Annotated in this window: 20 protein-coding genes; 6 read left to right on the forward strand and 14 right to left on the reverse strand. The window is 69.9% G+C overall.

Annotated features, from left to right (window positions below):
• Nucleotides 1-54: 54 nt before the first annotated feature.
• Nucleotides 55-1008: a heme o synthase gene (locus ACZ5VD_RS23735; protein WP_468549597.1), complete on the reverse strand. Its 954-nt coding sequence runs from the start codon at nt 1006-1008 to the stop codon at nt 55-57.
• Between the two features lie 354 nt (nt 1009-1362).
• Between ACZ5VD_RS23735 and tkt the strand changes: the two genes are divergently transcribed.
• From tkt to pgl, 5 genes are read left to right on the forward strand one after another with little or no spacing between them, the layout of a single operon-like run.
• The gene (gene tkt, locus ACZ5VD_RS23740) at nt 1363-3450 is read left to right on the forward strand and encodes a transketolase (protein ID WP_468549596.1); all 2088 of its coding nucleotides are present in this window, start codon (nt 1363-1365) and stop codon (nt 3448-3450) included.
• Nucleotides 3451-3484: 34 nt separating this feature from the next.
• A complete protein-coding gene (gene tal / locus ACZ5VD_RS23745) occupies nt 3485-4603 on the forward strand; it encodes a transaldolase (protein ID WP_468549595.1) in 1119 nt (372 codons plus the stop codon).
• Between the two features lie 13 nt (nt 4604-4616).
• Nucleotides 4617-6146 (forward strand): glucose-6-phosphate dehydrogenase, encoded by a 1530-nt coding sequence (gene zwf, locus ACZ5VD_RS23750; protein WP_468683350.1) that lies wholly within the window; start codon nt 4617-4619, stop codon nt 6144-6146.
• Entirely contained in the window at nt 6143-7207 is a 1065-nt protein-coding gene (gene opcA, locus ACZ5VD_RS23755) for a glucose-6-phosphate dehydrogenase assembly protein OpcA (RefSeq protein ID WP_468549594.1), read from the forward strand. The genes zwf and opcA overlap by 4 nt, the downstream gene beginning before the upstream one ends.
• Nucleotides 7204-7998, forward strand: a complete 795-nt coding sequence (gene pgl / locus ACZ5VD_RS23760) for a 6-phosphogluconolactonase (RefSeq protein ID WP_468683200.1) — start codon at nt 7204-7206, stop codon at nt 7996-7998. The genes opcA and pgl overlap by 4 nt, the downstream gene beginning before the upstream one ends.
• Before the next feature lie 66 nt (nt 7999-8064).
• Here pgl and pgi read toward each other — a convergent pair whose 3' ends face one another.
• The 13 genes from pgi to ACZ5VD_RS23825 form a co-directional block, all read right to left on the reverse strand.
• Nucleotides 8065-9720, reverse strand: coding sequence for a glucose-6-phosphate isomerase (gene pgi, locus ACZ5VD_RS23765; protein WP_468683201.1), 1656 nt, complete (start codon nt 9718-9720; stop codon nt 8065-8067).
• A 53-nt stretch (nt 9721-9773) separates the two neighbouring features.
• Nucleotides 9774-11042 carry an MFS transporter gene (locus ACZ5VD_RS23770; RefSeq protein WP_468683202.1) on the reverse strand — a complete coding sequence of 423 codons (1269 nt, stop codon included), beginning with the start codon at nt 11040-11042 and terminating at the stop codon, nt 9774-9776.
• 130 nt (nt 11043-11172) lie between these two features.
• Nucleotides 11173-11508: an RNA polymerase-binding protein RbpA gene (locus ACZ5VD_RS23775; RefSeq protein WP_003957010.1), complete on the reverse strand. Its 336-nt coding sequence runs from the start codon at nt 11506-11508 to the stop codon at nt 11173-11175.
• A 212-nt stretch (nt 11509-11720) separates the two neighbouring features.
• Complete coding sequence (gene secG, locus ACZ5VD_RS23780; RefSeq protein WP_468549590.1) at nt 11721-11951, reverse strand: preprotein translocase subunit SecG; 231 nt, start codon at nt 11949-11951, stop codon at nt 11721-11723.
• Between the two features lie 122 nt (nt 11952-12073).
• On the reverse strand, nt 12074-12850 hold the full coding sequence (tpiA, locus tag ACZ5VD_RS23785) for a triose-phosphate isomerase (RefSeq protein WP_468549589.1): 777 nt from the start codon (nt 12848-12850) through the stop codon (nt 12074-12076).
• 5 nt (nt 12851-12855) lie between these two features.
• Entirely contained in the window at nt 12856-14067 is a 1212-nt protein-coding gene (locus ACZ5VD_RS23790) for a phosphoglycerate kinase (protein ID WP_468549588.1), read from the reverse strand.
• A gap of 142 nt (nt 14068-14209) precedes the next feature.
• Complete coding sequence (gene gap, locus ACZ5VD_RS23795) at nt 14210-15220, reverse strand: type I glyceraldehyde-3-phosphate dehydrogenase (RefSeq protein WP_468549587.1); 1011 nt, start codon at nt 15218-15220, stop codon at nt 14210-14212.
• A gap of 225 nt (nt 15221-15445) precedes the next feature.
• On the reverse strand, nt 15446-18397 hold the full coding sequence (locus ACZ5VD_RS23800) for a M14 family metallopeptidase (protein WP_468683204.1): 2952 nt from the start codon (nt 18395-18397) through the stop codon (nt 15446-15448).
• Between the two features lie 191 nt (nt 18398-18588).
• Entirely contained in the window at nt 18589-19578 is a 990-nt protein-coding gene (gene whiA, locus ACZ5VD_RS23805) for a DNA-binding protein WhiA (RefSeq protein ID WP_468549585.1), read from the reverse strand.
• Nucleotides 19569-20636 (reverse strand): gluconeogenesis factor YvcK family protein, encoded by a 1068-nt coding sequence (locus ACZ5VD_RS23810; protein WP_468549584.1) that lies wholly within the window; start codon nt 20634-20636, stop codon nt 19569-19571. The genes whiA and ACZ5VD_RS23810 overlap by 10 nt, the downstream gene beginning before the upstream one ends.
• The gene (gene rapZ, locus ACZ5VD_RS23815; protein WP_468549583.1) at nt 20633-21637 is read right to left on the reverse strand and encodes an RNase adapter RapZ; all 1005 of its coding nucleotides are present in this window, start codon (nt 21635-21637) and stop codon (nt 20633-20635) included. Before rapZ ends, ACZ5VD_RS23810 begins: the two co-directional genes overlap by 4 nt.
• Nucleotides 21634-23778, reverse strand: coding sequence for an excinuclease ABC subunit UvrC (uvrC, locus tag ACZ5VD_RS23820; protein ID WP_468683206.1), 2145 nt, complete (start codon nt 23776-23778; stop codon nt 21634-21636). The genes rapZ and uvrC overlap by 4 nt, the downstream gene beginning before the upstream one ends.
• A 63-nt stretch (nt 23779-23841) precedes the next feature.
• Complete coding sequence (locus ACZ5VD_RS23825) at nt 23842-24513, reverse strand: response regulator transcription factor (RefSeq protein ID WP_468549581.1); 672 nt, start codon at nt 24511-24513, stop codon at nt 23842-23844.
• Nucleotides 24514-24675: 162 nt separating this feature from the next.
• Here ACZ5VD_RS23825 and ACZ5VD_RS23830 point away from each other — a divergent pair, with 162 nt between their 5' ends.
• Nucleotides 24676-24870 (forward strand): hypothetical protein, encoded by a 195-nt coding sequence (locus ACZ5VD_RS23830; RefSeq protein WP_468683207.1) that lies wholly within the window; start codon nt 24676-24678, stop codon nt 24868-24870.
• The last annotated feature ends 50 nt before the right edge of the window (nt 24871-24920 follow it).

Raw genomic sequence — 24920 nt, forward strand, 5'->3', positions numbered from 1 at the left:
ACGGCGACGGGCGGGGTGCGTGGCCTTGACCACGCACCCCGCCCGTCCCCTGCGCTAGCGCAGGAAGGGGTCCACCGCGACCGCGACGAACAGGATCGACACATAGGTGATCGACCAGTGGAAGAGCCGCATCTCCTTGAGCTTGCCGCCGGTGACCTCGGCCTTGGCCCGGTTCTGCAGGCCGTGCGCCTCCCACAGCCAGAAGCCGCCGGCCAGCAGTGCGACGGTCGTGTAGAACCAGCCCGTGTAGCCGAGCGGGGTCAGCAGCAGCGACACCGCGACCATCATCCAGCTGTAGAGCACGATCTGCTTGGCGACGACCTTGTTGGAGGCGACGACCGGGAGCATCGGCACGCCCACGCGCGCGTAGTCCTCCCTGACCTTCATGGACAGCGGCCAGTAGTGCGGCGGCGTCCAGAAGAACATGACGAGGAAGAGGATGATCGGCGCCCAGGACATGGAGTTCGTGACAGCGGACCAGCCGATGAGCACCGGGAGGCAGCCGGCGATGCCGCCCCACACGATGTTCTGCGAGGTACGCCGCTTGAGGATCATCGTGTAGACGACGACATAGAAGAGCAGCGCCCCGAGTGACAGCCAGGCCGACAGCCAGTTGACGGCGAGGCCGAACAGCAGCGTGGAGACGACGGCGAGGGTGATGCCGAAGGCCAGACACTCGCGGGGACTGACCATGCCGGTGACCAGCGGACGCTGCGAGGTGCGGTCCATCAGCGCGTCGATGTCGCGGTCGATGTACATGTTCAGGGCGTTGGCGCCGCCCGCGGAGAGGTAGCCGCCGAGGCAGGTCAGCAGCACCAGTGTCAGGTCCGGTACGCCCTGCTGGGCCAGGAACATCACCGGAACGGTGGTGATGAGCAGCAACTCGATGATCCGAGGCTTGGTCAGAGCTACGAACGCCTTGACACGGGCCCCGAACGGCCGGTGGCTCGGGCTCTGGCTCGCACCGAGTACCCCCGCTGGACGGGATTCGACGGCCGTCACGCACACCCCTACAGAGACATCCCAGCAAGCCTCAACCGTGTGAAGTCCCGGTAAAGGCCCGCGCGTACCACGCCACTGTAGACGTTGCCCATACCCCGACATTCGCGGGGGTGGGGTCGTGTTGGGCAGCACCTCTGGCAGAGCCGCACGACACTCGATTGAGCACTCGGACGAGCGGTTCCGTATTCAGATGCCGAACACGGAACGACCCAGTCGGGAGGCGGATCCCGAAGAGTCCCGGCAGTCTGGAATGACTCGAAAAAACGCACGTTCTTACGGGGGTAGGCTCGACAACGGCCGGGGCGTTCAGTGCACCGGCATTCGACATGCGTGACATGTGGAGAGGAGCCCTGACCCAGGGTGAGCACCAAGCCGACCACCACAGACCTCGAGTGGACCGAGTTGGACCAGCGGGCCGTCGACACCGCCCGTGTCCTGGCCGCCGATGCCGTACAGAAGGTCGGCAACGGCCATCCCGGTACGGCGATGAGCCTGGCGCCAGCCGCGTACACCCTCTTCCAGAAGGTGATGCGGCACGACCCGGCGGACGCCGACTGGGTGGGCCGCGACCGCTTCGTGCTGTCCGCGGGCCACTCGTCCCTGACCCTCTACACCCAGCTCTACCTGGCCGGTTTCGGCCTGGAGCTGGACGACCTGAAGGCGTTCAGGACCTGGGGTTCGAAGACGCCCGGTCACCCGGAGTACGGCCACACCACGGGCGTCGAGACGACGACCGGCCCGCTCGGTCAGGGTGTCGCCAACGCGGTGGGCATGGCGATGGCCGCCCGCTACGAGCGCGGTCTGTTCGACCCGGACGCTCCGCGGGGCGAGTCGCCCTTCGACCACTTCATCTACGCGATCGCCGGTGACGGCTGCCTCCAGGAGGGCATCTCCGCGGAGGCGTCCTCGCTGGCCGGCCACCAGAAGCTCGGCAACCTCGTCCTCCTGTGGGACGACAACCACATCTCCATCGAGGGCGACACCGAGACGGCCGTCTCCGAGGACACCGCCAAGCGGTACGAGGCGTACGGCTGGCATGTGCAGCGCGTCGCCCCGAAGCCGGACGGCGACCTCGACCCGCACGCGCTCTACGACGCGATCGAGGCCGCCAAGGCGGTCACCGACAAGCCGTCGTTCATCGCGATGCGCTCGATCATCGCCTGGCCCGCGCCGAACGCCCAGAACACCGAGGCCGCGCACGGCTCGGCGCTCGGTGACGACGAGGTCGCGGCCACCAAGCGCGTGCTGGGCTTCGACCCGGAGAAGACCTTCGAGGTCTCCGACGAGGTCATCACCCACACCCGCGCGCTGGGCGAGCGGGGCCGTCAGGCCAGGGCCGAGTGGGAGAAGTCCTTCCAGGAGTGGCGGGGCAACAACGCCGAGCGTGCCGCCGAGTTCGACCGCGTCGCCGCGGCCGAGCTGCCCAAGGGCTGGGAGGAGAAGCTCCCGGTCTTCGAGACGGGCAAGGGCGTCGCCACCCGCGCCGCGTCCGGCAAGGTGCTCCAGGCGCTCGGCGCGGTCATCCCGGAGCTGTGGGGCGGCTCGGCCGACCTGGCCGGCTCCAACAACACGACGATCGACAAGACGTCCTCGTTCCTCCCGGCGGACAACCCCCTGTCCGAGGCCGACCCGTACGGCCGCACGATCCACTTCGGTATCCGCGAGCACTCCATGGCCGCGGAGATGAACGGCATCGCGCTGCACGGCAACACCCGCATCTACGGCGGCACCTTCCTCGTCTTCTCCGACTACATGCGCAACGCCGTACGGCTCTCCGCACTGATGCACCTGCCGGTGACGTACGTGTGGACGCACGACTCCATCGGCCTCGGCGAGGACGGCCCGACGCACCAGCCGGTCGAGCACGTCGCCGCGCTGCGTGCCATCCCGGGGCTGAACGTGGTCCGTCCGGCCGACGCCAACGAGACCGCGATCGCCTGGCGCGAGATCCTCAAGCGCTACACCAAGGTCTTCGGCAAGGGCGCCCCGCACGGCCTCGCGCTGACCCGTCAGGGCGTGCCGACGTACGAGTCCAACGAGGACACCGTGCGCGGCGGTTACGTGCTGTTCGAGGCCTCGACCGGGACGCCGGAAGTCGTCCTGATCGCGACCGGTTCCGAGGTGCACGTGGCCGTCGAGGCGCGCGAGCAGCTGGAGGCCGACGGGGTGCCGACCCGCGTCGTGTCCATGCCGTGCGTGGAGTGGTTCGAGGAGCAGGACCAGGGGTACCGGGACAGCGTCCTGCCGCCGGCCGTCAAGGCGCGGGTCGCGGTCGAGGCCGGTATCGGTCTCACCTGGCACAAGTACGTGGGGGACGCCGGTCGCATCGTTTCCCTGGAGCACTTCGGTGCTTCGGCCGACGGCAAGGTGCTCTTCCGCGAGTTCGGCTTCACTGCCGAGAACGTGGCCGCCAAGGCCCGGGAATCCATCGCCGCCGCCCAGCGCTGACGCTCACATACGACACGTAGGAGATGTAATTTCCATGACAGACGCACTCAAGCGCCTCTCCGAGGAAGGCGTGGCGATCTGGCTGGACGACCTGTCGCGCAAGCGGATCACGTCCGGCAACCTCGCCGAGCTGATCGACCAGCAGCACGTCGTGGGCGTCACCACCAACCCGTCGATCTTCCAGAAGGCGATCAGCGGCGGTGACGGCTACGACCAGCAGCTCGCCGACCTCGCCGCCCGCAAGGTGACGGTCGAAGAGGCCATCCGCATGATCACCACGGCGGACGTCCGTGACGCCGCCGACATCCTGCGCCCGGTCTTCGACGCCACCGGTGGCCAGGACGGCCGGGTGTCGATCGAGGTCGACCCGCGCCTGGCGCACAACACGGCGGCCACGGTCGCCGAGGCCCGGCAGCTGGCCTGGCTGGTGGACCGTCCCAACACCCTGATCAAGATCCCGGCGACCAAGGCGGGCCTGCCCGCGATCACCGAGACGATCGCGCGGGGCATCAGCGTCAACGTCACGCTGATCTTCTCGCTGGAGCGCTACCGCGAGGTCATGGACGCCTACCTCGCCGGCCTGGAGAAGGCCAAGGCCGCCGGGATCGACCTGGCGGGCATCCACTCGGTGGCGTCCTTCTTCGTGTCCCGCGTGGACACCGAGATCGACAAGCGGCTCGACGCGCTGGGCACCCCCGAGGCCAAGGCCGCCCGCGGCAAGGCCGGCCTGGCCAACGCGCGGCTCGCCTACGAGGCGTACGAGGAGGTCTTCTCCTCGGACCGCTGGGCCGCCCTCGACAAGGCGCGGGCCAACAAGCAGCGTCCGCTGTGGGCGTCGACCGGGGTGAAGGACCCGGCGTACAAGGACACCCTGTACGTCGACGACCTGGTCGCGCCGAACACCGTGAACACCATGCCGGAGGCGACCCTGTTCGCCGCCGAGGACCACGGCAAGATCACCGGCAACACCATCGCCGGTACGTACGAGCAGGGCCGTGCCGAACTCGACGCGGTCGAGAAGCTCGGTATCTCGTACGACGACGTGGTCCAGCTCCTGGAGGACGAGGGCGTCGAGAAGTTCGAGGCGTCCTGGACCGACCTGCTCAAGTCGACCGAGGCGGAACTCCGGCGCCTCGCCCCCTCGGAGGGCTGAAACCTTGGCGCCTATCTCCGGTTCCGGAGCGAACCCGCTTCGTGACCCCGCAGACCGACGGCTCCCGCGTATCGCGGGGCCGTCGGGCCTGGTCATCTTCGGCGTCACGGGCGATTTGTCACGAAAGAAGCTCATGCCCGCCGTGTACGACCTCGCGAACCGGGGTCTGCTGCCGCCGGGCTTCTCGCTGGTCGGTTTCGCACGGCGTGAATGGGCGCACGAGGACTTCGCACAGGAGGTCCACGACGCGGTCAAGGAGCACGCCCGTACGCCGTTCCGCGAGGAGGTCTGGCAGCAGCTCATCCAGGGGATGCGCTTCGTCCAGGGCACCTTCGACGACGACGACGCGTTCGAGCGGCTGCGCGGCACGATCGAGGAGCTCGACAAGGCACAGGGCACGGGCGGCAACTTCGCCTTCTACCTGTCCGTGCCGCCGGGCGCGTTCCCGGTGGTCATCCAGCAGCTGAAGAAGCACAAGCTGGCCGACCAGGCGAAGGGCTCCTGGCGGCGCGCGGTCATCGAGAAGCCCTTCGGTCACGACCTGAAGTCGGCCGAGGAGCTCAACGCGCTCGTCCACGAGGTCTTCGCCCCGGACCAGGTCTTCCGGATCGACCACTACCTGGGCAAGGAGACCGTCCAGAACATCCTGGCGCTCCGCTTCGCCAACACGATGTTCGAGCCGATCTGGAACCGGTCCTTCGTGGACCATGTCCAGATCACCATGGCCGAGGACATCGGCATCGGCGGCCGGGCCGGCTACTACGACGGCATCGGCGCCGCCCGTGACGTCATCCAGAACCACCTCCTCCAGCTGATGGCCCTCACCGCGATGGAGGAGCCCGCCTCCTTCGACGCGGACGCGCTGGCCGCGGAGAAGACCAAGGTGCTCGGCGCGGTGAAGCTGCCGAAGGACCTGGGCCGTGACACCGTCCGCGGGCAGTACGCGGCCGGTTGGCAGGGCGGCGAGAAGGTCATCGGCTACCTCCAAGAGGACGGCATCAACGCCAAGTCGAAGACCGACACCTACGCGGCGATCCGGCTGGAGGTCGACAACCGCCGCTGGGCGGGCGTCCCCTTCTTCCTGCGCACCGGCAAGCGGCTGGGCCGCCGGGTCACCGAGATCGCGGTGGTCTTCCAGCGGGCCCCGCACTCCCCCTTCGACCACACGGCGACGGAGGAGCTGGGCCAGAACGCGATCGTCATCCGCGTCCAGCCCGACGAGGGCATCACGGTCCGCTTCGGCTCCAAGGTGCCGGGCACCTCGATGGAGATCCGGGACGTGTCCATGGACTTCGCCTACGGCGAGTCGTTCACCGAGTCCAGCCCCGAGGCCTACGAGCGGCTCATCCTCGACGTCCTGCTCGGCGACTCGAACCTCTTCCCGCGCACCGAGGAGGTCGAGCTGTCCTGGCAGATCCTCGACCCGATCGAGGTCTTCTGGGACAAGCACGGCAAGCCCGCCCAGTACCAGGCCGGCACGTGGGGTCCCGTCGAGGCGGACGAAATGCTCGAGCGAGACGGACGGAGCTGGCGCCGGCCATGAAGACAGACCTTACGGACACCACGGCCGGCAAGATAAACAAGGCGCTGGTGGAGAGCCGCCGGGCCATCGGCACACCGGCCGTCGGCATGGTGCTCACGCTGGTCATCGTCACGGACGAGGAGAACGCGTACGACGCCCTGAAGGCCGCCAACGACGCCTCGCACGAGCACCCCTCGCGCACGCTCGTGGTCATCAAGCGCGTCTCGCGTTCCCCCCGCGACCGTACGCAGTCCCGCCTCGACGCCGAGGTACGCGTGGGCACCAGTGCGGGCACCGGCGAGACGGTCGTCCTGCGGCTGTACGGCGAGGTCGCTGACCACGCCCAGTCGGTCGTCCTGCCGCTGCTGCTGCCGGACGCCCCGGTGGTGGTCTGGTGGCCGGTGAACGCGCCGCTGGACCCGGCCGGCGACGCGCTGGGCGCCCTCGCCCAGCGCCGGGTCACCGACACCTACACCTCCGAGCAGCCGGTACGGGATCTCGGCACCCGCGCCGACGCCTACACGCCCGGCGACACCGACCTCTCGTGGACCCGCATCACGCCCTGGCGCTCGATGCTGGCCGCGGCCCTCGACCAGGTCCTCTGCAAGGTCCAGGCGGTCGAGGTGGAGGGCGAGGAGTTCAACCCGAGCTGCGAGCTGCTGGCGATGTGGCTCGCGGACCGGCTGGACGTGCCGGTGAAGCGGTCGCTGTCGTCGGGCCCCGGTCTCACCGCGGTCCGTATGCACACCGACCACGGACCGATCGTCCTGGACCGGGCCGACGGCTCCCTCGCGACCCTCTCCATCAAGGGTCAGCCGGACCGTGCCGTGGCGCTCAAGCGGCGCGATACGGCCGAGCTGATCGGTGAGGAGCTGCGGCGCCTGGACCCGGACGACACGTACGCGTCGGCGCTGCGCTTCGGCGTGGACCGGCTCGGCGTCCCGAACAGCAAGGGCACCAAGGTGCCCACCGGCGAGGGGGCGGTCGCCAAAGGAGCAGCGGCCACCGGCGTCGAGACGGCTGCGAAAGCACCCGGCGAGGCGCCGCCGCCGCTCCCGGTGAGGAAGGTGGCGGCGAAGTGAGCACGCCTCAGCTGGTCGTGCACCGCGACAAGGAGTTGATGGCCCAGGCCGCGGCGGCCCGGCTGATCACGAAGGTCGTGGACGCGCAGGCCTCCCGGGGTTCGGCGTCCGTGGTCCTGACGGGCGGCCGCAACGGCAACGGCCTGCTCGCCGCGCTCGCCGCCGCACCGGCCCGGGACGCCGTCGACTGGGGCCGTCTCGACCTGTGGTGGGGCGACGAGCGGTTCCTGCCCGAGGGCGACCCGGAGCGCAATGTCACGCAGGCCCGCGAGGCCCTGCTGGACTCCGTGCCCCTGGACCCGAAGCGCGTGCACGCCATGCCCGCTTCGGACGGTCCGCACGGCGCCGACGTGGAGGCGGCGGCCGCCGCCTACGCGGAGGAGCTGGCCCTGGCGGCGGGCCCGGAGACGATGAAGTCGGCGGGTGGCGCCGTCCCGGCCTTCGACGTCCTGATGCTGGGCGTCGGCCCGGACACCCATGTGGCGTCCCTGTTCCCGGAGCTTCCCGCGGTGCGGGAGACCGAGCGCACGGTCGTCGGTGTCCACGGTGCGCCGAAGCCGCCGCCGACCCGCGTCACCCTCACTCTGCCCGCGATCCGCGCGGCCCGTGAGGTCTGGCTCCTCGCGGCCGGCGAGGACAAGGCGCAGGCCACGGCCATCGCGCTGTCGGACGCGGGGGAGATCCAGGCCCCGGCCGCGGGCGCCCGCGGCCGGGCCCGCACCCTGTGGCTCCTGGACTCGGCGGCGGCCTCCCGGCTGCCGAGGTCGCTGTACCCGCCGGCGTCGGCCTGACGGCCGCGGGGCAGTCCCACGAGAAGCGGGCGGCCGCCTGGCCGCCCGCTTCTCATGTTCGCGGCGTCACTGCCGGCCGCGCAGCTCCCGGTACGTGCCGACGAGGGCCTGGGTGGACGCGTCCAGCCCGGGTACCTCCGCGCCCTCGGTGAGGGCGGGCTCCACGCGCTTGGCGAGGACCTTGCCGAGTTCGACGCCCCACTGGTCGAAGGAGTCGATGTTCCAGACGGCGCCCTGGACGAACACCTTGTGTTCGTAGAGGGCGATCAGCTGGCCGAGGACCGAGGGGGTGAGTTCCCCGGCCAGGATCGTCGTCGTGGGGTGGTTGCCCTGGAAGGTCTTGTGCGGGACCAGGTCCTCGGGCACCCCCTCCGCCCGCACCTCGTCCGGTGTCTTGCCGAAGGCCAGCGCCTGCGTCTGGGCGAAGAAGTTGGCCATCAGCAGGTCGTGCTGGGCCACCAGTCCGGGCTGGAGGTCGGCGACCGGCTCGGCGAAGCCGATGAAGTCCGCCGGGATCAGCTTCGTGCCCTGGTGGATCAACTGGTAGTAGGCGTGCTGCCCGTTGGTGCCCGGAGTGCCCCACACGACAGGGCCGGTCTGCCAGGTGACGGGCTCGCCGTCGCGGTCCACGGACTTTCCGTTGGACTCCATGTCCAGCTGCTGGAGATAGGCGGTGAACTTGGACAGGTAGTGACTGTAGGGCAGCACCGCGTGCGACTGGGCGCCGAAGAAGTTGCCGTACCAGATGCCCAACAGGCCCAGCAGCAAGGGCACGTTGGACTCGGCGGGCGCGGTGCGGAAGTGCTCGTCGACGATTCGGAAACCGTCCAGCATCTCCCGGAAGCGGTCCGGCCCGACGGCGATCATCAGGGAGAGGCCGATCGCCGAGTCGAAGGAGTACCGGCCGCCGACCCAGTCCCAGAACCCGAACATGTTGTCCGGGTCGATGCCGAACCCGGTGACCTTCTCCGCGTTCGTCGACAGGGCGACGAAGTGCTGGGCGACGGCGTCCTGACCGGCCTTCAGTTCGGTGAGCAGCCAACTGCGCGCCGAGGTCGCGTTCGTGATCGTCTCGATGGTGGTGAACGTCTTGGAGGCGATGACGAAGAGCGTCTCGGCGGCGTCCAGGTCACGGACCGCCTCGTGCAGGTCGGCACCGTCCACGTTCGACACGAAGCGGACCGTGAGGTCGCGGTCGGTGTACGCGCGCAGCGCCTCGTAGGCCATCGCGGGGCCCAGGTCGGAGCCGCCGATGCCGACGTTGACCACGTTCCTGATGCGCTTGCCGGTGTGGCCGGTCCAGGCGCCGGAGCGGACCCGCTCGGCGAAGTCGGCCATCTTGTCGAGCACCGCGTGCACCCCCGGCACGACGTTCTCCCCGTCGACCTCGACCACCGCGTCGCGCGGCGCCCGCAGCGCGGTGTGCAGCACGGCCCGGTCCTCGGTGGTGTTGATCTTCGCACCGCGGAACATGGCGTCCCTGAGGCCGAAGACGTCGGTCGCCGCGGCCAGTTCGCGCAGCAGCCGCAGCGTCTCGTCGGTGACGAGGTGCTTGGAGTAGTCGACGTACAGGTCACCGACTTGCACCCGGTACCCGCTGCCGCGCCCCGGGTCGGCGGCGAACAGTTCGCGCAACTGCACGTCGCCGAGTTCCTCGCGGTGGCCGGTCAGGGCGGTCCACTCGGGGGTCTGGTCGAGCCTGCTACGGCCGTCTGCGTTCATGTCGGACTTCAGCCTTCCTTCGTCCCGGTCCCAGCTGTTCCCAACGTAGTTGATCAGCGTGGGTCGTGAGCTGTCGTGGCGCCGTCGTCCGGCGCAACCACAGATACGTCCGCGGTGAGCGCGGGTATCAGCGCGACGACGGCCGGGACGAAGAACGCCGCCGCGAGCAGCGCCGGAGTGTTCAGGCCCCAGGCGGTGGCCACGGCACCGCCCAGCAGGGCGCCCAGCGGCGCGCCCGCCACCGCCAGGGTGCGGAACGCCGAAGCGACCCGCCCCAGCATCTCGGCGGGGCTGCGCTCCTGCATCAGGGTCGTGGTGTTGACGTTCCACACCATGCCCATGAATCCGAAGACCGCCAGGGCGAGTGTCAGAGCCACCGGGCTGCGCACGGAGCCCATGACGACCAGCGCACCGGTCTGCGCGATCCCGGCGAGCAGCACCGCGCGGACCCTCCCGAGGCGGACGACGATCCGGCCGCCGGCCACTCCCCCGGTCAGAGCGCCGATCGTGTAGGCGGTCATGGCCGCCGCGTACCCCGCGGTGCCGGCGTCCAGCCAGCCGGTCACCAGGAGCACCATGCCCGCGATGAGGGCGCCGACGCCGATGTTGCACAGGGCCGTGGCCGCGCAGAGCCCGCGCAGGGCCCGGTCGCGGCCCAGGGTGCGCAGTCCTTCGGCGATCTCGCGCCGCAGGGTGCTGCCCGCCGGTCCCGGTCTCCGCTGCGGCGCGGTGATCCGCAGGGACGCGACCAGTGCGGCGGCGGCCAGGAAGGTCAGCGCGTCGACGGCGAAGGGGGTGGCGAGGCCGACCATCAGCAGCAGCGGCACCACGGGTGCGCCCAGCAGGCCGCCGGCCACCCGTTGGCCGGTCATCAGCCGTGCGTTCGCGCTGCCGAGTGCCGGTCGGTCGACCAGGGCGGGCAGCAGCGCGGTGGCGGCGTTGTCGAAGAGCGTCTGAAGGGTGGTGAGGGCGAAGGCCAGCGCGATCAGCAGGCCGATCGAGGCGTGCCCGAGGGCGACGGCCACCGCGAAAGCGGCGACGAGCAGCCCGCGTAGGGCATCCACCGTCCACATGGCCCGCCGCTGGTCCACGCGGTCGGCGACCGCCCCGCCCAGCAGGCCGAAGACGATCCAGGGCAGATGGCCGGCCGCGGTGACCGCGGCGATCAGCAGGGGCCGGTCGGTCAGTGTCGCGGCGAGCAGGGGCAGCGCGGACCCTCGCAGCGCGTCACCGAAGCCGGAGAGCACGGCGGCGCTCCACAACCGCCCGAATCCCCCACGCCACGCGGGCGCGCCCACCTCCGTCACCTCGGCCGTCGCCACCGCTCCCCCTCACGATTCGCCTGTGCACAAACCGTAGAGGGCACCACTGACAATCGGCCGGGGCGGCGGTCGGCCCCGGGCTCCGGACGGGACCGGCCGGGCATCCGTGGATGTCCGGCCGGGTCAACTTCTAGATCTCGCCCCGCAGTTTGGCGAGCGCCTCGGCGAGGATCGCCTCGCCGTCCGCGTCGCTGCGCCGCTCCCGTACGTAGGCGAGGTGTGTCTTGTAGGGTTCGGTGCGCGGCGGATCCGGCGGGTTGTCCCGGTCCTGACCGGCTGGAAAGCCGCAGCGGGGGCAGTCCCAGGTGTCGGGAACCTGCGCGTCGCTGGCGAAGCTGGGCTGCGTCTCATGCCCGTTGGAGCACCAGAAGGAGATGCGCAGACGCGGCGCGGACTCGCCCCGCTCGGCCTCGCCCATCGGCCCCGCCCCGACCCGGCTTCCTCGGATCGCGTTGCCACTTGCCACGGTCGTAACTCCCTGCGTGATGGTGCCGCAAAGCGAGTCGGCGTTTCGCTTCGCTGCGAGCGCCTCAGTCTACGTAAGGCCCAACGCGCGTCCAGTGATTGGAGTTACAGCTCCCACACAAGACGCAAGCCCCATGATAGGCCGCGCTCAGGTGCGCGTACCGAACATGGGGCCTTACGTGCGGAATGGGCGTGCTGTGTGTGCGACGCCGATCAGTTGTTCGCCTTCATCAGCAGGCCGAGCACGACAATGCACGCGAACCACAACAGACCGACCGCGATGGTGATGCGGTCCAGGTTGCGCTCGGCGACCGAGGAGCCGCCGACGGAGGACTGCATGCCGCCACCGAACATGTCGGAGAGGCCGCCGCCCTTGCCCTTGTGCATCAGCACCAGCAGCATCATCAGCAGGCTGAAGACGATCAGGGCGATCGAGAACCCCATAACCACGGCTGGACCAACTTCCTCGGATTCTGATGGACGACGGGGCCCAGCTATGACGGCTGGACCCCGCAAGAGTACGACGTAACGCCGCTACCGCCTACTCGCGACCGCGACCCTTTGACTCACTGGTCGCGGAAGCGCACGATCTTGACGAACTCGTCCGTGTCCAGCGAGGCGCCGCCGATCAGGGCGCCGTCGATGTCGGCCTGCGCCATGATCTCGGCGACGTTGCCGGACTTCACGGAACCGCCGTACTGGATACGGACCTGGTCGGCCAGTTCCTGGGTGTACAGCTCGGCGACCTTGCCGCGGATGGCCGCGCAGACCTCCTGGGCGTCCTCCGCTCCGCAGACCTTGCCGGTGCCGATGGCCCAGACGGGCTCGTAGGCGATCACGACGGTCTCGGCCTGCTCGGCGGGGAGGTCCTTGAGGCCGCCCTCGACCTGGGCGAGGGTGTGGGAGACGTGGTTGCCCGCCTCGCGGACGTCCAACTCCTCGCCGACGCACAGGATCGGGGTCAGGCCGTGCTTGTAGGCGGCCTTGACCTTGGCGTTGACCTGCTCGTCGCTCTCCTGGTGGTACTGGCGGCGCTCGGAGTGGCCGATCGCCACGTACGTGCACTTCAGCTTGGCCAGCATCGAGCCGGAGATCTCGCCGGTGTAGGCACCGGAGTCGTGCGCCGAGAGGTCCTGGGCGCCGTACTTGATCTTGAGCTTGTCGCCGTCGACCAGGGTCTGCACGGAGCGCAGGTCGGTGAAGGGCGGCAGGACGGCGACCTCGACCGCGTCGTAGTCCTTGTCGGCCAGGGCGAAGGCGAGCTTCTGGACGTGCGCGATGGCCTCAAGGTGGTTGAGGTTCATCTTCCAGTTGCCCGCCATCAGCGGCATGCGCGTGCTCATGTGGGTCAGTCCTCCAGTGCGGCGAGGCCGGGGAGCGTCTTGCCCTCAAGGTATTCGAGGGAGGCGCCGCCGCCGGTCGAGATGTGGCCGAATGCGTTCTCGTCGAAGCCCAGGATGCGGACGGCGGCGGCGGAGTCGCCACCGCCGACGACGGTGAAGCCCGGGGAGTCGAGCAGAGCCTGGGCGACCGCCTTGGTGCCCTCGGCGTAGTCGGGGTGCTCGAAGACGCCCATGGGGCCGTTCCAGAAGACGGTGGCGGCGTCGGCGAGCTTCGAGGCGTACAGCTTGCGGGTCTCCGGGCCGATGTCCAGGCCCAGCTGGTCGGCGGGGATGGCGTCCGCGGCGACGGTGTTCGGGTGCGCCGGCGCCTTGGTCTTCAGGTCCGGGAACTCGGTGGAGGTCACCACGTCGACGGGGAGGACGAGCTCGACGCCGTTCTTCTCCGCCCGCTCCACGTACTCCTGGACGACCGGGATCTGGTCCTCCTGGAGGAGGGAGGCACCGACCTCGTACCCCTTGGCCTTGAGGAAGGTGAACACCATTCCGCCGCCGATGAGGAGGCGGTCCGCCTTGCCGAGCAGCTGGTCGATGACGGCGAGCTTGTCGGAGACCTTGGAACCGCCGAGGGCGACGACGTACGGGCGCCGGACGTCGTCGGTGAGCTTCTTCAGGACGCCGACCTCGGTGGCGATGAGGTACCCGGCGTAGTGCGGCAGGCGGGCCGGGAGGTCGAAGACCGAGGCGTGCTTGCGGTGCACCGCGCCGAAGCCGTCGCCCACGTACGCGTCGGCGAGTTCGGCGAGCAGGTCGGCGAAGGCGCCGCGCTCGGCGTCGTCCTTGGCGGTCTCGCCGGCGTTGAAGCGCAGGTTCTCGATGACGGCGACCCGGCCGTCGGCGAGGCCGGCGACGGTGGCCCGGGCGGACTCGCCGACCGTGTCGGTCGCGAACGCCACGTCGGCGCCGAGGAGTTCACCGAGGCGCGCGGCGGCCGGGCCGAGCGAGAAGGCCGGGTCCGGGGCGCCCTTGGGGCGGCCCAGGTGCGAGGCGACGACGACCCGGGCGCCCGCCTCGGCGAGGGCCTTGACGGTGGGCAGGACGGCGCGGATACGGCCGTCGTCGGTGATGGTGGTGCCGTCCAGCGGCACGTTCAGGTCGGCGCGGACGAAGATCCGGCGGCCCGCGACGCCTTCGGCGAGCAGTTCGTCGATCGTCTTCATTGAGGGAACTCCTGAGGAGGGCTCGTGATACTCGTGACGCTCGTGATCGTAAGAGGGCGGTCCGTACGCGAGTCAGGGCTCGGACCGCGCGTCCCTGCGCTGCCCGAGCCCTGCTCTCACATCAAAGTGCCTGCTCTGTGGATCAGAGCTGGTTGCCGACGAAGACCGTCAGGTCGACGAGGCGGTTGGAGTAGCCCCACTCGTTGTCGTACCAGCCGAGGATCTTCACCGAGGTGCCCTCCTGGACCATGGTCAGGGAGGAGTCGAAGGTGCAGGAGGCCGGGTCGCCGACGATGTCCGAAGAGACGATCGGGTCCTCGGTGTAGGTCAGGAAGCCCTTGAGGTCGCCGTCGTCGGAGGCCTTCTTGAACGCGGCGTTGACCTCGTCCTTGGTGACCTCGCGCTGCAGCGTCACGACCAGGTCGGTGGCCGAGCCGGTCGGGACCGGGACGCGCATCGCGATGCCGTCGAGCTTGCCCTTGAGCTGCGGGAGCACCAGGGCGGTGGCCTTGGCGGCACCGGTGGTGGTCGGGATGATGTTCTCGGCGGCGGCGCGGGCGCGGCGCAGGTCCGAGTGCGGGAAGTCCAGGATGCGCTGGTCGTTCGTGTACGCGTGGACCGTCGTCATGAGGCCCTTGACGATGCCGAAGTTCTCGTCGAGCACCTTGGCCATCGGCGCCACACAGTTGGTGGTGCAGGAGGCGTTGGAGATGACGTGGTGGTTGGCCGCGTCGTACTTGTCCTGGTTGACGCCCATCACGATGGTGATGTCCTCGTCCTTGGCCGGAGCCGAGATGAGGACCTTCTTGGCGCCGCCCGCGATGTGCTTCTCGGCGTCGGCCTTCTTGGTGAAGATGCCGGTCGACTCGATCACGATGTCGACGCCGAGGTCGCCCCACGGGATGTCGGCGGGGTTGCGCTCCGAGAGCACCTTGATGGTGTGACCGTCGACGGTGATCGTGTCGGCGGTGTGCGACACCTCGGCCTTCAGACGGCCCAGGATGGTGTCGTACTTCAGGAGGTGTGCGGTGGTCGCGGTGTCACCCAGGTCGTTGACAGCCACGATCTCGATGTCAGCACCCTGCTCCAGCAGCGCGCGGAAGTAGTTACGACCGATGCGGCCAAAGCCGTTGATGCCTACGCGGATCGTCACGAACCGATCTCCTCGTTGGTACGCCGGGTTTGACGCCGGCGAGCTGTATGGGATGTCCCCGACCGCCTACGACCCTACCTCCCTGAGCCCGCCGGGGTGACATCGAGATGCCCCATACACGGCAGGGCGGCCCGTACCCGCCAGTAGGGGTACGGACCGCCCGGGCCCGAAGGCCTGATCACCCGATTTGACCATGATGGGTCGCACCCGGTTGGCCAGGCGGGATTACTCGTCGAGGGCCGCGAGTGCCTTCTTCACCAGCGCCGTCCGCTCGGCCGCCGAGGCGACGTGTTCCAGACCGAAGCCCAGCAGCACGGTGTCGTCCGTGGTGACCGCGCCATAGGTCTGGAAGAGCGTTCCGGTACGCGCCCAGTCCTTGAGGACGGCCGGGCTGCCCGCGGGCGGTCCGGCCACCTTCCAGACGCCCAGCGACGTCTCGAAGCCCTCGGTCTGGGTCGCGGTGCCGCCGAGGACCAGCGAGGCCTCGTCGGCGAGGACGCCGTGACCGCCGCTGCCCGGGTCGGTGACATAGCTGATCGAGACCTCCACGGACTTGCCGGCGTACGCGCTGAGGTCGAAGTTGACCTGCTGCCAGCCGCTGGAGGCGCCCGTGAGGGCGTTCCACGCGCCGGTGGTGCCGGTCGCGGTGCAGCCGCCGGACGCCACGGTCAGGTAGTGCTCCAGCTGGGGGTGCTCGCCCACGTAGTACCCGGCCTCGCACTCCGCGGGCACGGTGGTGCGGGTGGCACCACCCGTGTCCGGGAGCGTGGTCCAGTCGTCGGCGCCGGTGGTGTGGGCCTCGACGATGGCGTTGTCGTAGCCGGGCTCGGTGTCCCACAACAGCTGGGTGCGCAGTGTGGGCTTGTCGGCCGCGCTCACTCCGGTGAGGTCGACGGTCCGGGTGAGCCGCTTGTAGGCGTCGTCGGTGTGGACGGCGGCGGCCATGAAGGAGCCCGCGTACGGGCCGTACGGGTTGATCGTCCCGGCGAACTGCCCCGCGCCCGCGCTGGCGAACTGCGGGTAGGTGGCCGCCGGCAGTTCGTCGGACGTCACGCCGTACGTCCCGGCCCGGTCCAGCGGGTTGCCGGCCGCGGGGCCGAGCGCGCCGGTGAAGCCGGCGAGCTTGCCCGAGCCGGTGAAGCCGGTGGCTCCGGGGGTGGAGGTGCGCGTGTAGGCGCCCAGGTAGTACTGGCTGAAGTCGTTCGACAGGGTGCCGTCACCGAGGTCGACGCTGCCGCCGGCCAGTTCGCCCGCCTCGACCAGCTTGCCGCCCTCGTTCAGGAAGGCACGCAGCTGGAGCTGGGTGGCGACGCCCGGGGTGCTCGCGCCGGTGTAGTGGACGACGGTGTCGAAGTGGCCCAGCACACCGAGCGCGTCGGGCGCGCCCTGGGTGGCGACGTCCCAGACCAGCGCCTTGCGGCCGCTCGTCTTCAGCGCGTCGACGTAGGTCTGCGCCTGGGTGGCGGCCACGCCCTCCTCGGCCACGACGAGGACGTCCGCGCGCGGGCGTTCGGCGATGGTGTAGGTGAAGTGCTCGCTGGAGACCTTCTTGCCGCTCTTCGTCTCCCCGGTGAACCACACCTCGACCTTGTCGCCCGGCACGCCGTCCTGGACCTTGGCCCGGTACTCGTCGAAGTAGAGGTTGTCCTCACCGCCGTACGTCTCACCGCCCTTCCAGGGCCTGAGCGCCTGGTCCAGGGTGCGGCCGCCGTTGACGCGGTACTTGAGCTCCTTGTCGCGCACGGCCTTGCGTGCGACGACCGAGACCTCCTGGTCCGCTCCGCGCGAGTACGACGTCGAGAACCCGGCCGGGGTGAAGTCGGCGGCGCTCAGGCCGAGCGAGGACTTCGGCTGGTCGGGCTTGGCGGCGGACTCGGCGAGGGAGAGCGCGAACGGGATGTTCTTGGCGAACTCCTGCTGGATCAGCTTCTCGTCGTCCGGGAAGTTGAACACCGACTGGCAGTCCGCGGCGTTCCAGGTGTCGTTCGGATCGAGGTCCGAGACGGACTGGCAGGTCGACATCTCGGGGGTGAACATCGCCATGCCGTTGACGTTCGCCGCGTGGCCGTCGGCCTCGCCGTTGGTGGTGTACAGCTCGGAGGAGACCTGCGGGCGGTAGCCCGGGATCGCGGAGTTCTCCGGAGTGCCGGCGAGCGCCTCGTACAGGACGTCGTCCGGGGTCTCGGTGGCCACCTGCCAGCCGACCCCGTAGAGGAGGAGTTCGGCGGCGGAGTGGTAGTTGATGCCGTACGTGAAGCCGATCCGCTTCTCGAAGGCGTCCACGGCCTTGGTCTCGGGCTCGGAGCCGGGGGCGGTGCCGCGGTAGGTCTGGCTGGTGGGGTTCGGGGACGAGCCCTCGTCGTCGTAGCCCCACTTGTAGGAGAAGTTGCGGTTGAGGTCGACGCCGTCGCTGGTGCCGACGGCCCCGTCACCGTTGTTGTCGCGCAGGTTCTTGCGCCACAGACGGTTGTCGGTGTTCTGGAAGGTGTAGTCGTAGCCGTCGGGGTTGGCCGACAGGACGAACCACAGCTCGGTCGAGTCGACGAGCTTCTTGATCTTCTTGTCGGTCTTGTAGTTGTCCAGGTAGTGGTGCATCAGCCGGCGGGTCATTTCCGGCGTGATCCACTCGCGCGCGTGCTGGTTGGACATGTACAGGACGGACGGCTTGGAGCCGTCCTTGGACTGCTTGGCGCCCTTGGTCAGTTTCAGCGCCAGGATGTCCTGGCCGTTGACCGTCTTGCCGATGGAGACGACCTTGGTGAGGCCGGGGTTCTCCTGGCCGGCCCTGACGATCTCCTCCTTGAGGCCGCCGCTTCCGCTGTACGGGCGGAACACGCCCTCGGCGGCGGCCGCGACGCGCTTCTCGGCCTTGGCGGAGAGCTTGTGCTCGGTGAGGTCGACGCCCTGGTCCTCAAGCTTCTCGGCCTCCCGGTCGGTGAGGTACACCTCGACCGTGGCCTCGCCCTTCTCGGGTACCTGCTCGCCGAGTTCGTGGCCGTCCTGGCCCGCCGCCAGCAGCAGGGGTACCTGCTTCTGGGTGACATCGGCCCGGAAGACCTTGACCTCGTTCGGATCGGGAGAGCCTGCGCCCGGTGCCGCCTGGGCGATGGGTGCGATTCCCGCACCGCCCAGCAGAAGCGCGCCAACAGCGAGGATCGGTCTCGCGTTTCGTCTCATGAACCCCCCTAGCAGTGGTTCGCCACGTCGGCGAACACAGGTCAGGCTCATCTCAGTTCATGATCCAGTCAAGGGTGCCGCATGGACACGTAAACGCCGGTGCCGATCACCCAAGTGGGTGTCGGCACCGGCGTGTTGAGCGCAGTGCGGCGTGTCGGACATGCCGCGGCGTGTCGAGCGTGCCGCGGGACTCAGCCCACGAGGTTGTCCGCCATCTCCTCGGTGATGCTGGACTCCGTGCCCGGGATACCGATGTCCTGGGCCCGCTTGTCGGCCATCGCCAGCAGGCGGCGGATACGGCCGGCCACGGCGTCCTTGGTCAGCGGCGGGTCGGCGAGCGCGCCCAGCTCCTCCAGGGACGCCTGCTTGTGATCCATGCGCAGGCGACCGGCGGCGGCGAGATGCTCGGGGACGTCGTCGGCGAGGATCTCCAGGGCGCGCTGGACGCGGGCACCGGCGGCGACGGCCGCGCGCGCCGAGCGGCGCAGGTTGGCGTCGTCGAAGTTGGCGAGCCGGTTCGCCGTGGCCCGCACCTCGCGGCGCATCCGGCGTTCCTCCCAGGCCAGCACGGAGTCGTGCGCGCCGAGCCGGGTCAGCAGAGCGCCGATGGCGTCACCGTCACGGACGACGACCCGGTCCACTCCGCGCACCTCGCGGGCCTTGGCGGCGATCGACAGCCTGCGGGCGGCGCCGACCAGGGCGAGCGCGGCCTCGGGGCCGGGGCAGGTCACCTCCAGGGAGGAGGAGCGGCCCGGCTCGGTGAGCGAACCGTGCGCCAGGAAGGCGCCACGCCAGGCCGCCTCCGCGTCACAGGTGGCACCGGAGACCACCTGCGGGGGCAGGCCCCGGATCGGGCGCCCCCGGCCGTCGACCAGACCGGTCTGCCGGGCCAGCTGGTCACCGCCGGCGACGACCCGGACTACGTAGCGCGAGCCGCGGCGCAGCCCGCCCGGCGCCATCACGATCAGTTCGGAGCCGTGGCCGAAGATCTCCAGGATGTCCCGCTTGAGTCTGCGAGCCGCCATCGCGGTATCCAGCTCCGCCTCGATCACGATGCGCCCGCTCACCAGGTGAAGGCCGCCGGCGAACCGCAGAATGGCAGAGACCTCCGCCTTCCTGCAGCAGGTACGGGTGACGGGGAGCCGGGAGACTTCGTCCTTCACCGCTGCCGTCATCGCCATGGGCCGATCCTTCCATGCATCCGAAAAATACGGTCGTACGCGGCGGCAAGCAGCTCCGGGTCATGTCTTGGAGACCCGTCCCTCCGGGCGACCGGGGCCAGCTCGACCGCGGCACCGAGCCGCTTGGCGGCCTCGGTGAGCACATCGCGGTCGGGCACGGCGGCCTCGTCGGCCAGCACCACGTCCAGGGCGAGTTTAGGGGCGTGTCGTCCCAAAACCTCCAAATGACGCTGCGGTGAGAAGCCATCGGTTTCTCCCGGTTGTGGTGCGAGGTTCAGCGGGAGCACCCGGCGGGCCTTCGTCTGGACGAGCGCGTCCAGCAGTTCGGGCACCAGCAGGTGCGGGATCACCGAGGAGAACCAGGAGCCGGGACCGAGGACCACCCAGTCCGCGTCGAGGACGGCGGCCACCGCCTCCGGCACCGCCGGCGGGTCGTGCGGCACCACGTGCACGGACTGCACCTCGCCGGGGGTGAGGGCGACGGTCGCCTGCCCCCGCACGGTGTCGACGTCGTCCGGCCGGTCCGGGTCGTGGCCCTTGACCAGGGCCTGGAGCTCCAGCGGTACGGCGGACATGGGCAGCACCCGGCCGTGCGCGCCCAGCAGTCTGCCGACCAGGTCGAGGGCCTGGACGTGATCGCCGAGCTGTTCCCACAGCGCGACGATCAGCAGATTGCCGACCGCGTGTTCGTGCAGGTCGCCCTTGGACTCGAAGCGGTGCTGGATGACGCGGGCCCAGGTCTGGCCCCACTCGTCGTCGCCGCAGAGCGCGGCCAGCGCCTTGCGGAGGTCGCCGGGTGGCAGAACGCCCAGTTCGTCGCGCAGGCGTCCGCTGGAGCCGCCGTCGTCCGCCACGGTGACGACGGCGGTGAGGTCGCCGGTGATCCGTCGCAGGGCGGTGAGCGAGGCGGACAGGCCCATGCCGCCGCCGAGGGCGACCACCTTGGGCTGGGCGCCGCGGCGGCGCGGTTTGGCGCCACGCGCCTCGACCGGGCGGCCGGCCCGCCCTTCGGGCACCGCCCCGCGCAGCCTGCTCAGCCGCGGAGTGCGTGCCGTCATTCCCGTCCCATGTCCCGGTGTACGACCACCGTCTCCACGCCCTCGGCCACGAGGCGCGCGGCGAGCTTCTCCGAGGTCGCGACCGAGCGGTGCTTGCCGCCGGTGCAGCCGATCGCGATCGTCACGTACCGCTTGCCCTCACGGCGGTAGCCGGCCGCGATGAGCCTGAGCAGCTCGGCGTACCGGTCGAGGAACTCCTTGGCGCCGGGCTGGTTGAAGATGTACGCCGACACCTCCTCGTTGAGGCCGGTGAAGGGGCGCAGCTCCGGGATCCAGTGCGGGTTGGGCAGGAAGCGCATGTCCGCGACCAGGTCGGCGTCGACCGGGAGGCCGTACTTGAAGCCGAAGGACATGACGGTGGCCCGCAGCTCGGGCTCCTCCTCTCCGGCGAACTGGGCGTCCATCTTGGCGCGCAGCTCGTGCACGTTCAGGCTGGAGGTGTCGATCACCAGGTCGGCGTCGCCGCGCAGCTCGCGCAGTAGTTCGCGCTCGGCGTCGATGCCGTCGACGATGCGGCCGTCGCCCTGGAGGGGGTGCGGGCGGCGCACCGACTCGAAGCGCCGCACCAGGGCCTCGTCCGAGGACTCCAGGAAGACGATCCGCCGGGTGACCTGCCTGCCGTCCAGGTCGGCGAGGGACTCGCGGAGGTTGTCGAAGAAGCGGCGTCCGCGGACGTCGACGACGACCGCGATCCGCGCCACGTTGCCCTGGGAACGGGCGCCGAGCTCCACCATGGTGGGGATCAGCGCGGGCGGAAGGTTGTCGACGACGAACCAGCCGAGGTCCTCCAGACACTTGGCCGCCGTCGAGCGGCCGGCTCCGGACATGCCGGAGATGATCACCAACTCGGGGATGGCCGCCTCGGCGACCCCGGGTGTATCGCTGCCCGTGCTCACTTGTGCTCCGTTTTCCTGGCCTGTGTCGTGCTGAGCGGGATCATCGCCGGTTTCCTTGTGCGTCTGATCTCGCTGTGCTGTGGGCTGCTCTTCGTGCTCGGTCATCTCTCCTGCCCCCGTCGTTCGTCCGGGGCGCCCGCGGTCACGGGCTCCCCCGGGGTGCCCGCCGCCGCCTTGGGCGCCCCGTCCTGCTCGTGCTGCTCGACCTGCTCGATCTGCTCGTCTTCCATGATCTCTCCGGTCGCCGTGTTGACGGCGGGTGCGGCCGGGGCCGCCTGGGCGAGGGCCACGGCGATCGTCTCGGCCGTTTTACGTCCTATGCCGGGAACCTCGCAGATCTGGTCGATTGTCGCGGACCTCAGCCTCTTCACCGAACCGAAATGCTTGAGCAGCGCCTGTTTGCGCGTCTCGCCCAGGCCGGGCAGGTCGTCCAGGGGGCTGGAACGGAAGCGCTTGGCCCGCTTGGTGCGCTGGTAGGTGATGGCGAAGCGATGGGCCTCGTCACGGACGCGCTGGAGCAGGTAGAGGCCCTCGCTGGTGCGGGGCAGGATCACGGGGTCGTCGTCGCCCGGCAGCCAGACCTCCTCCAGGCGCTTGGCGAGGCCGCAGATGGCGATGTCGTCGATACCGAGCTCGTCGAGGGCCTTCTTGGCGGCGGCCACCTGGGGTTGTCCGCCGTCGACGACGACGAGCTGGGGCGGGTAGGCGAAGCGCTTGGGGCGGCCCTCTTCGTCCTTGAGGCCGTTGCCGTTGCCGTCCCCGAGGCCGTCGCCTTCCGTGAGGCCGCTGTCTTCCGTGGGGCCGTTGCCGAGGGCGTCCTCGCCGTCGGTCCACTCGCCCGTCTTCTCCTTGTCGGCGAGGTAGCGCCGGAAGCGGCGGCTGATGACCTCGTGCATGGAGCGGACGTCGTCCTGCCCCTCGAAGCTCTTGATCTGGAAGCGGCGGTACTCGCTCTTGCGCTGGAGCCCGTCCTCGAAGACGACCATGGAGGCCACCACGTCGTCGCCCTGGAGGTGCGAGATGTCGTAGCACTCGATCCGGAGCGGCGCGCTGTCCAGGTCGAGGGCGTCGGCGATCTCCTCCAGCGCGCGCGAGCGGGTGGTCAGGTCGGAGGCCCGCTTGGTCTTGTGCAGGGCGAGCGCCTGGAGCGCGTTGCGCTGCACCGTCTCCATGAGGGCCTTCTTGTCGCCGCGCTGCGGGATCCGCAGGGACACGTTGGACCCGCGGCGACCGGTCAGCCACTCCTGGACCGGCTCCACCGGTTCGGGCAGGGCCGGGACGAGGACCTCCTTGGGGACCGAGTCGCCCTTCTCCTCGCCGTAGAGCTGCTGGAGCGCGTGCTCCACCAGGGCGCCGGTGGTGATCTCCTCGACCTTGTCGGTGACCCAGCCGCGCTGGCCGCGCACGCGTCCGCCACGGACGTGGAAGATCTGCACGGCCGCTTCCAGCTCGTCCTCGGCGACCGCGATGAGGTCGGCGTCGGTCGCGTCGGCGAGCACGACCGCGCTCTTCTCCATGGCCTTCTTCAGGGCCCCGATGTCGTCACGCAGGCGGGCCGCCCGCTCGTACTCCATCTCTTCGGCCGCCTCCGCCATCTGCTTCTCCAGGCGGCGGAGATACGTGCCGGTGCGGCCGGCCATGAAGTCGCAGAACTCCTCGGCGAGTTCTCCGTGCTCCTCGGCGGAGACGCGGCCGACGCAGGGGGCGGAGCACTTGCCGATATAGCCGAGGAGGCAGGGGCGGCCGGTGCGGGCCGCGTTCTTGAAGACCCCGGCCGAGCAGGTGCGGACCGGGAAGACGCGCAGCAGCAGGTCGACGGTGTCGCGGATCGCCCAGGCGTGGCCGTACGGCCCGAAGTAGCGCACGCCCTTCTTCTTGTGACCGCGCATCACCTGCACGCGCGGGAACTCCTCGTTCATCGTCACCGCGAGGTACGGGTAGCTCTTGTCGTCGCGGTACTTGACGTTGAACCGGGGGTCGTACTCCTTGATCCAGGAGTACTCCAGCTGCAGGGCCTCGACCTCCGTGGACACCACGGTCCACTCCACGGACGCGGCCGTGGTGACCATGGTGCGGGTGCGGGGGTGCAGGCCCGCCAGGTCCTGGAAGTAGTTCGCCAGGCGCTGGCGCAGGCTTTTCGCCTTTCCGACGTAGATCACCCGGCGGTGCTCGTCACGGAACCTGTACACCCCGGGAGAGTCCGGGATCTGCCCCGGCTTGGGGCGATAGCTGGAGGGGTCGGCCATGTCTCCCACCCTACTGGCGGGGGCTGACAGCGCGGCGGGCCTGTGGACAACGCACCGGCACCGTCAGCGGGACTCCAGAAAGGTGAGAACGGCCAGCACCCGGCGGTGGTCGTCGGTGTCCTCGGTGAGCGCGAGCTTGCCCAGAATGCTGCGGACGTGCTTCTCGACGGTGCCCTCGGTGACCCAGAGCCGGCGGCCGATGCCCGCGTTGGAGCGGCCCTCCGCCATGAGGGCGAGGACCTCGCGCTCACGGCCGCTGAGGTGGGACAGCGGGTCGTCGCGGCGCTGGGCCGAGAACAGCTCCTGCACCAGGGACGGGTCGACGACCGAGCCGCCCCGGCGGATCCGTTCCAGGGCCTCGACGAACTCCTCGACGTCGGTGACCCGGCTCTTGAGGAGATAGCCGACCCGGCGTCCGCTCGCCAGCAGTTCCAAAGCGTCCTCGACCTCGACGAACGCCGACAGGACGAGGATGCCGATGTCGGGATGCCGGTCGCGGATGGTTCGGGCCGCCTTCAGTCCCTCGGTGGAGTGGTCCGGCGGCATACGGATGTCGACGATCGCGAGATCGGGGTGCTGGTCGGCGACCAGTTCGAGGAGCCGGGTCGCGTCTCCGGCCTGACCGACCACGTGATGGCCAAGGCGTTCGCACAGGCTGGCCAGGCCCTCCCTGAGCAGCACGTCGTCATCGGCGAGGACGACCCGTCCCCGCGCGGACCGCTGCGGTGCCTCCATCGCTCCGGACCCCTTCCCCTCCCCCTGCGGTACGCCCCAACAGCCTGCCGGAGTACGGGGAGTACGGCTAGCGGGAAGGGGAATTGGGGGCCTGCCGTGACGACATACGGGTCTGCCCCGGGGGAAGCTCGGTTCACGGCGGACACGGAAAGGCTGCGGGACATGCGGCGGACACGGATCGAGAAGCCACGGCGGTCGGGTCGTACCGGCCGGACCACGGACGACAGGTACGCCCCGTACGGCGCCCCCGCCCCGCACGACCCGCGCGATCCCGACATCGTGCGCGCCCAGAGACTGGCGAAGGCGCGCCGCGGCGACGTCGACCGCCATGAGGAAGTCCTCCCGGACCTCCTCTGAGAAGCCCTCAGCCCCTTGGGAACACTCCCTGAGCCGGACGGCGTGCCTCT

The sequence above is a fragment of the Streptomyces sp. NPDC032822 genome (genome assembly GCF_055578825.1).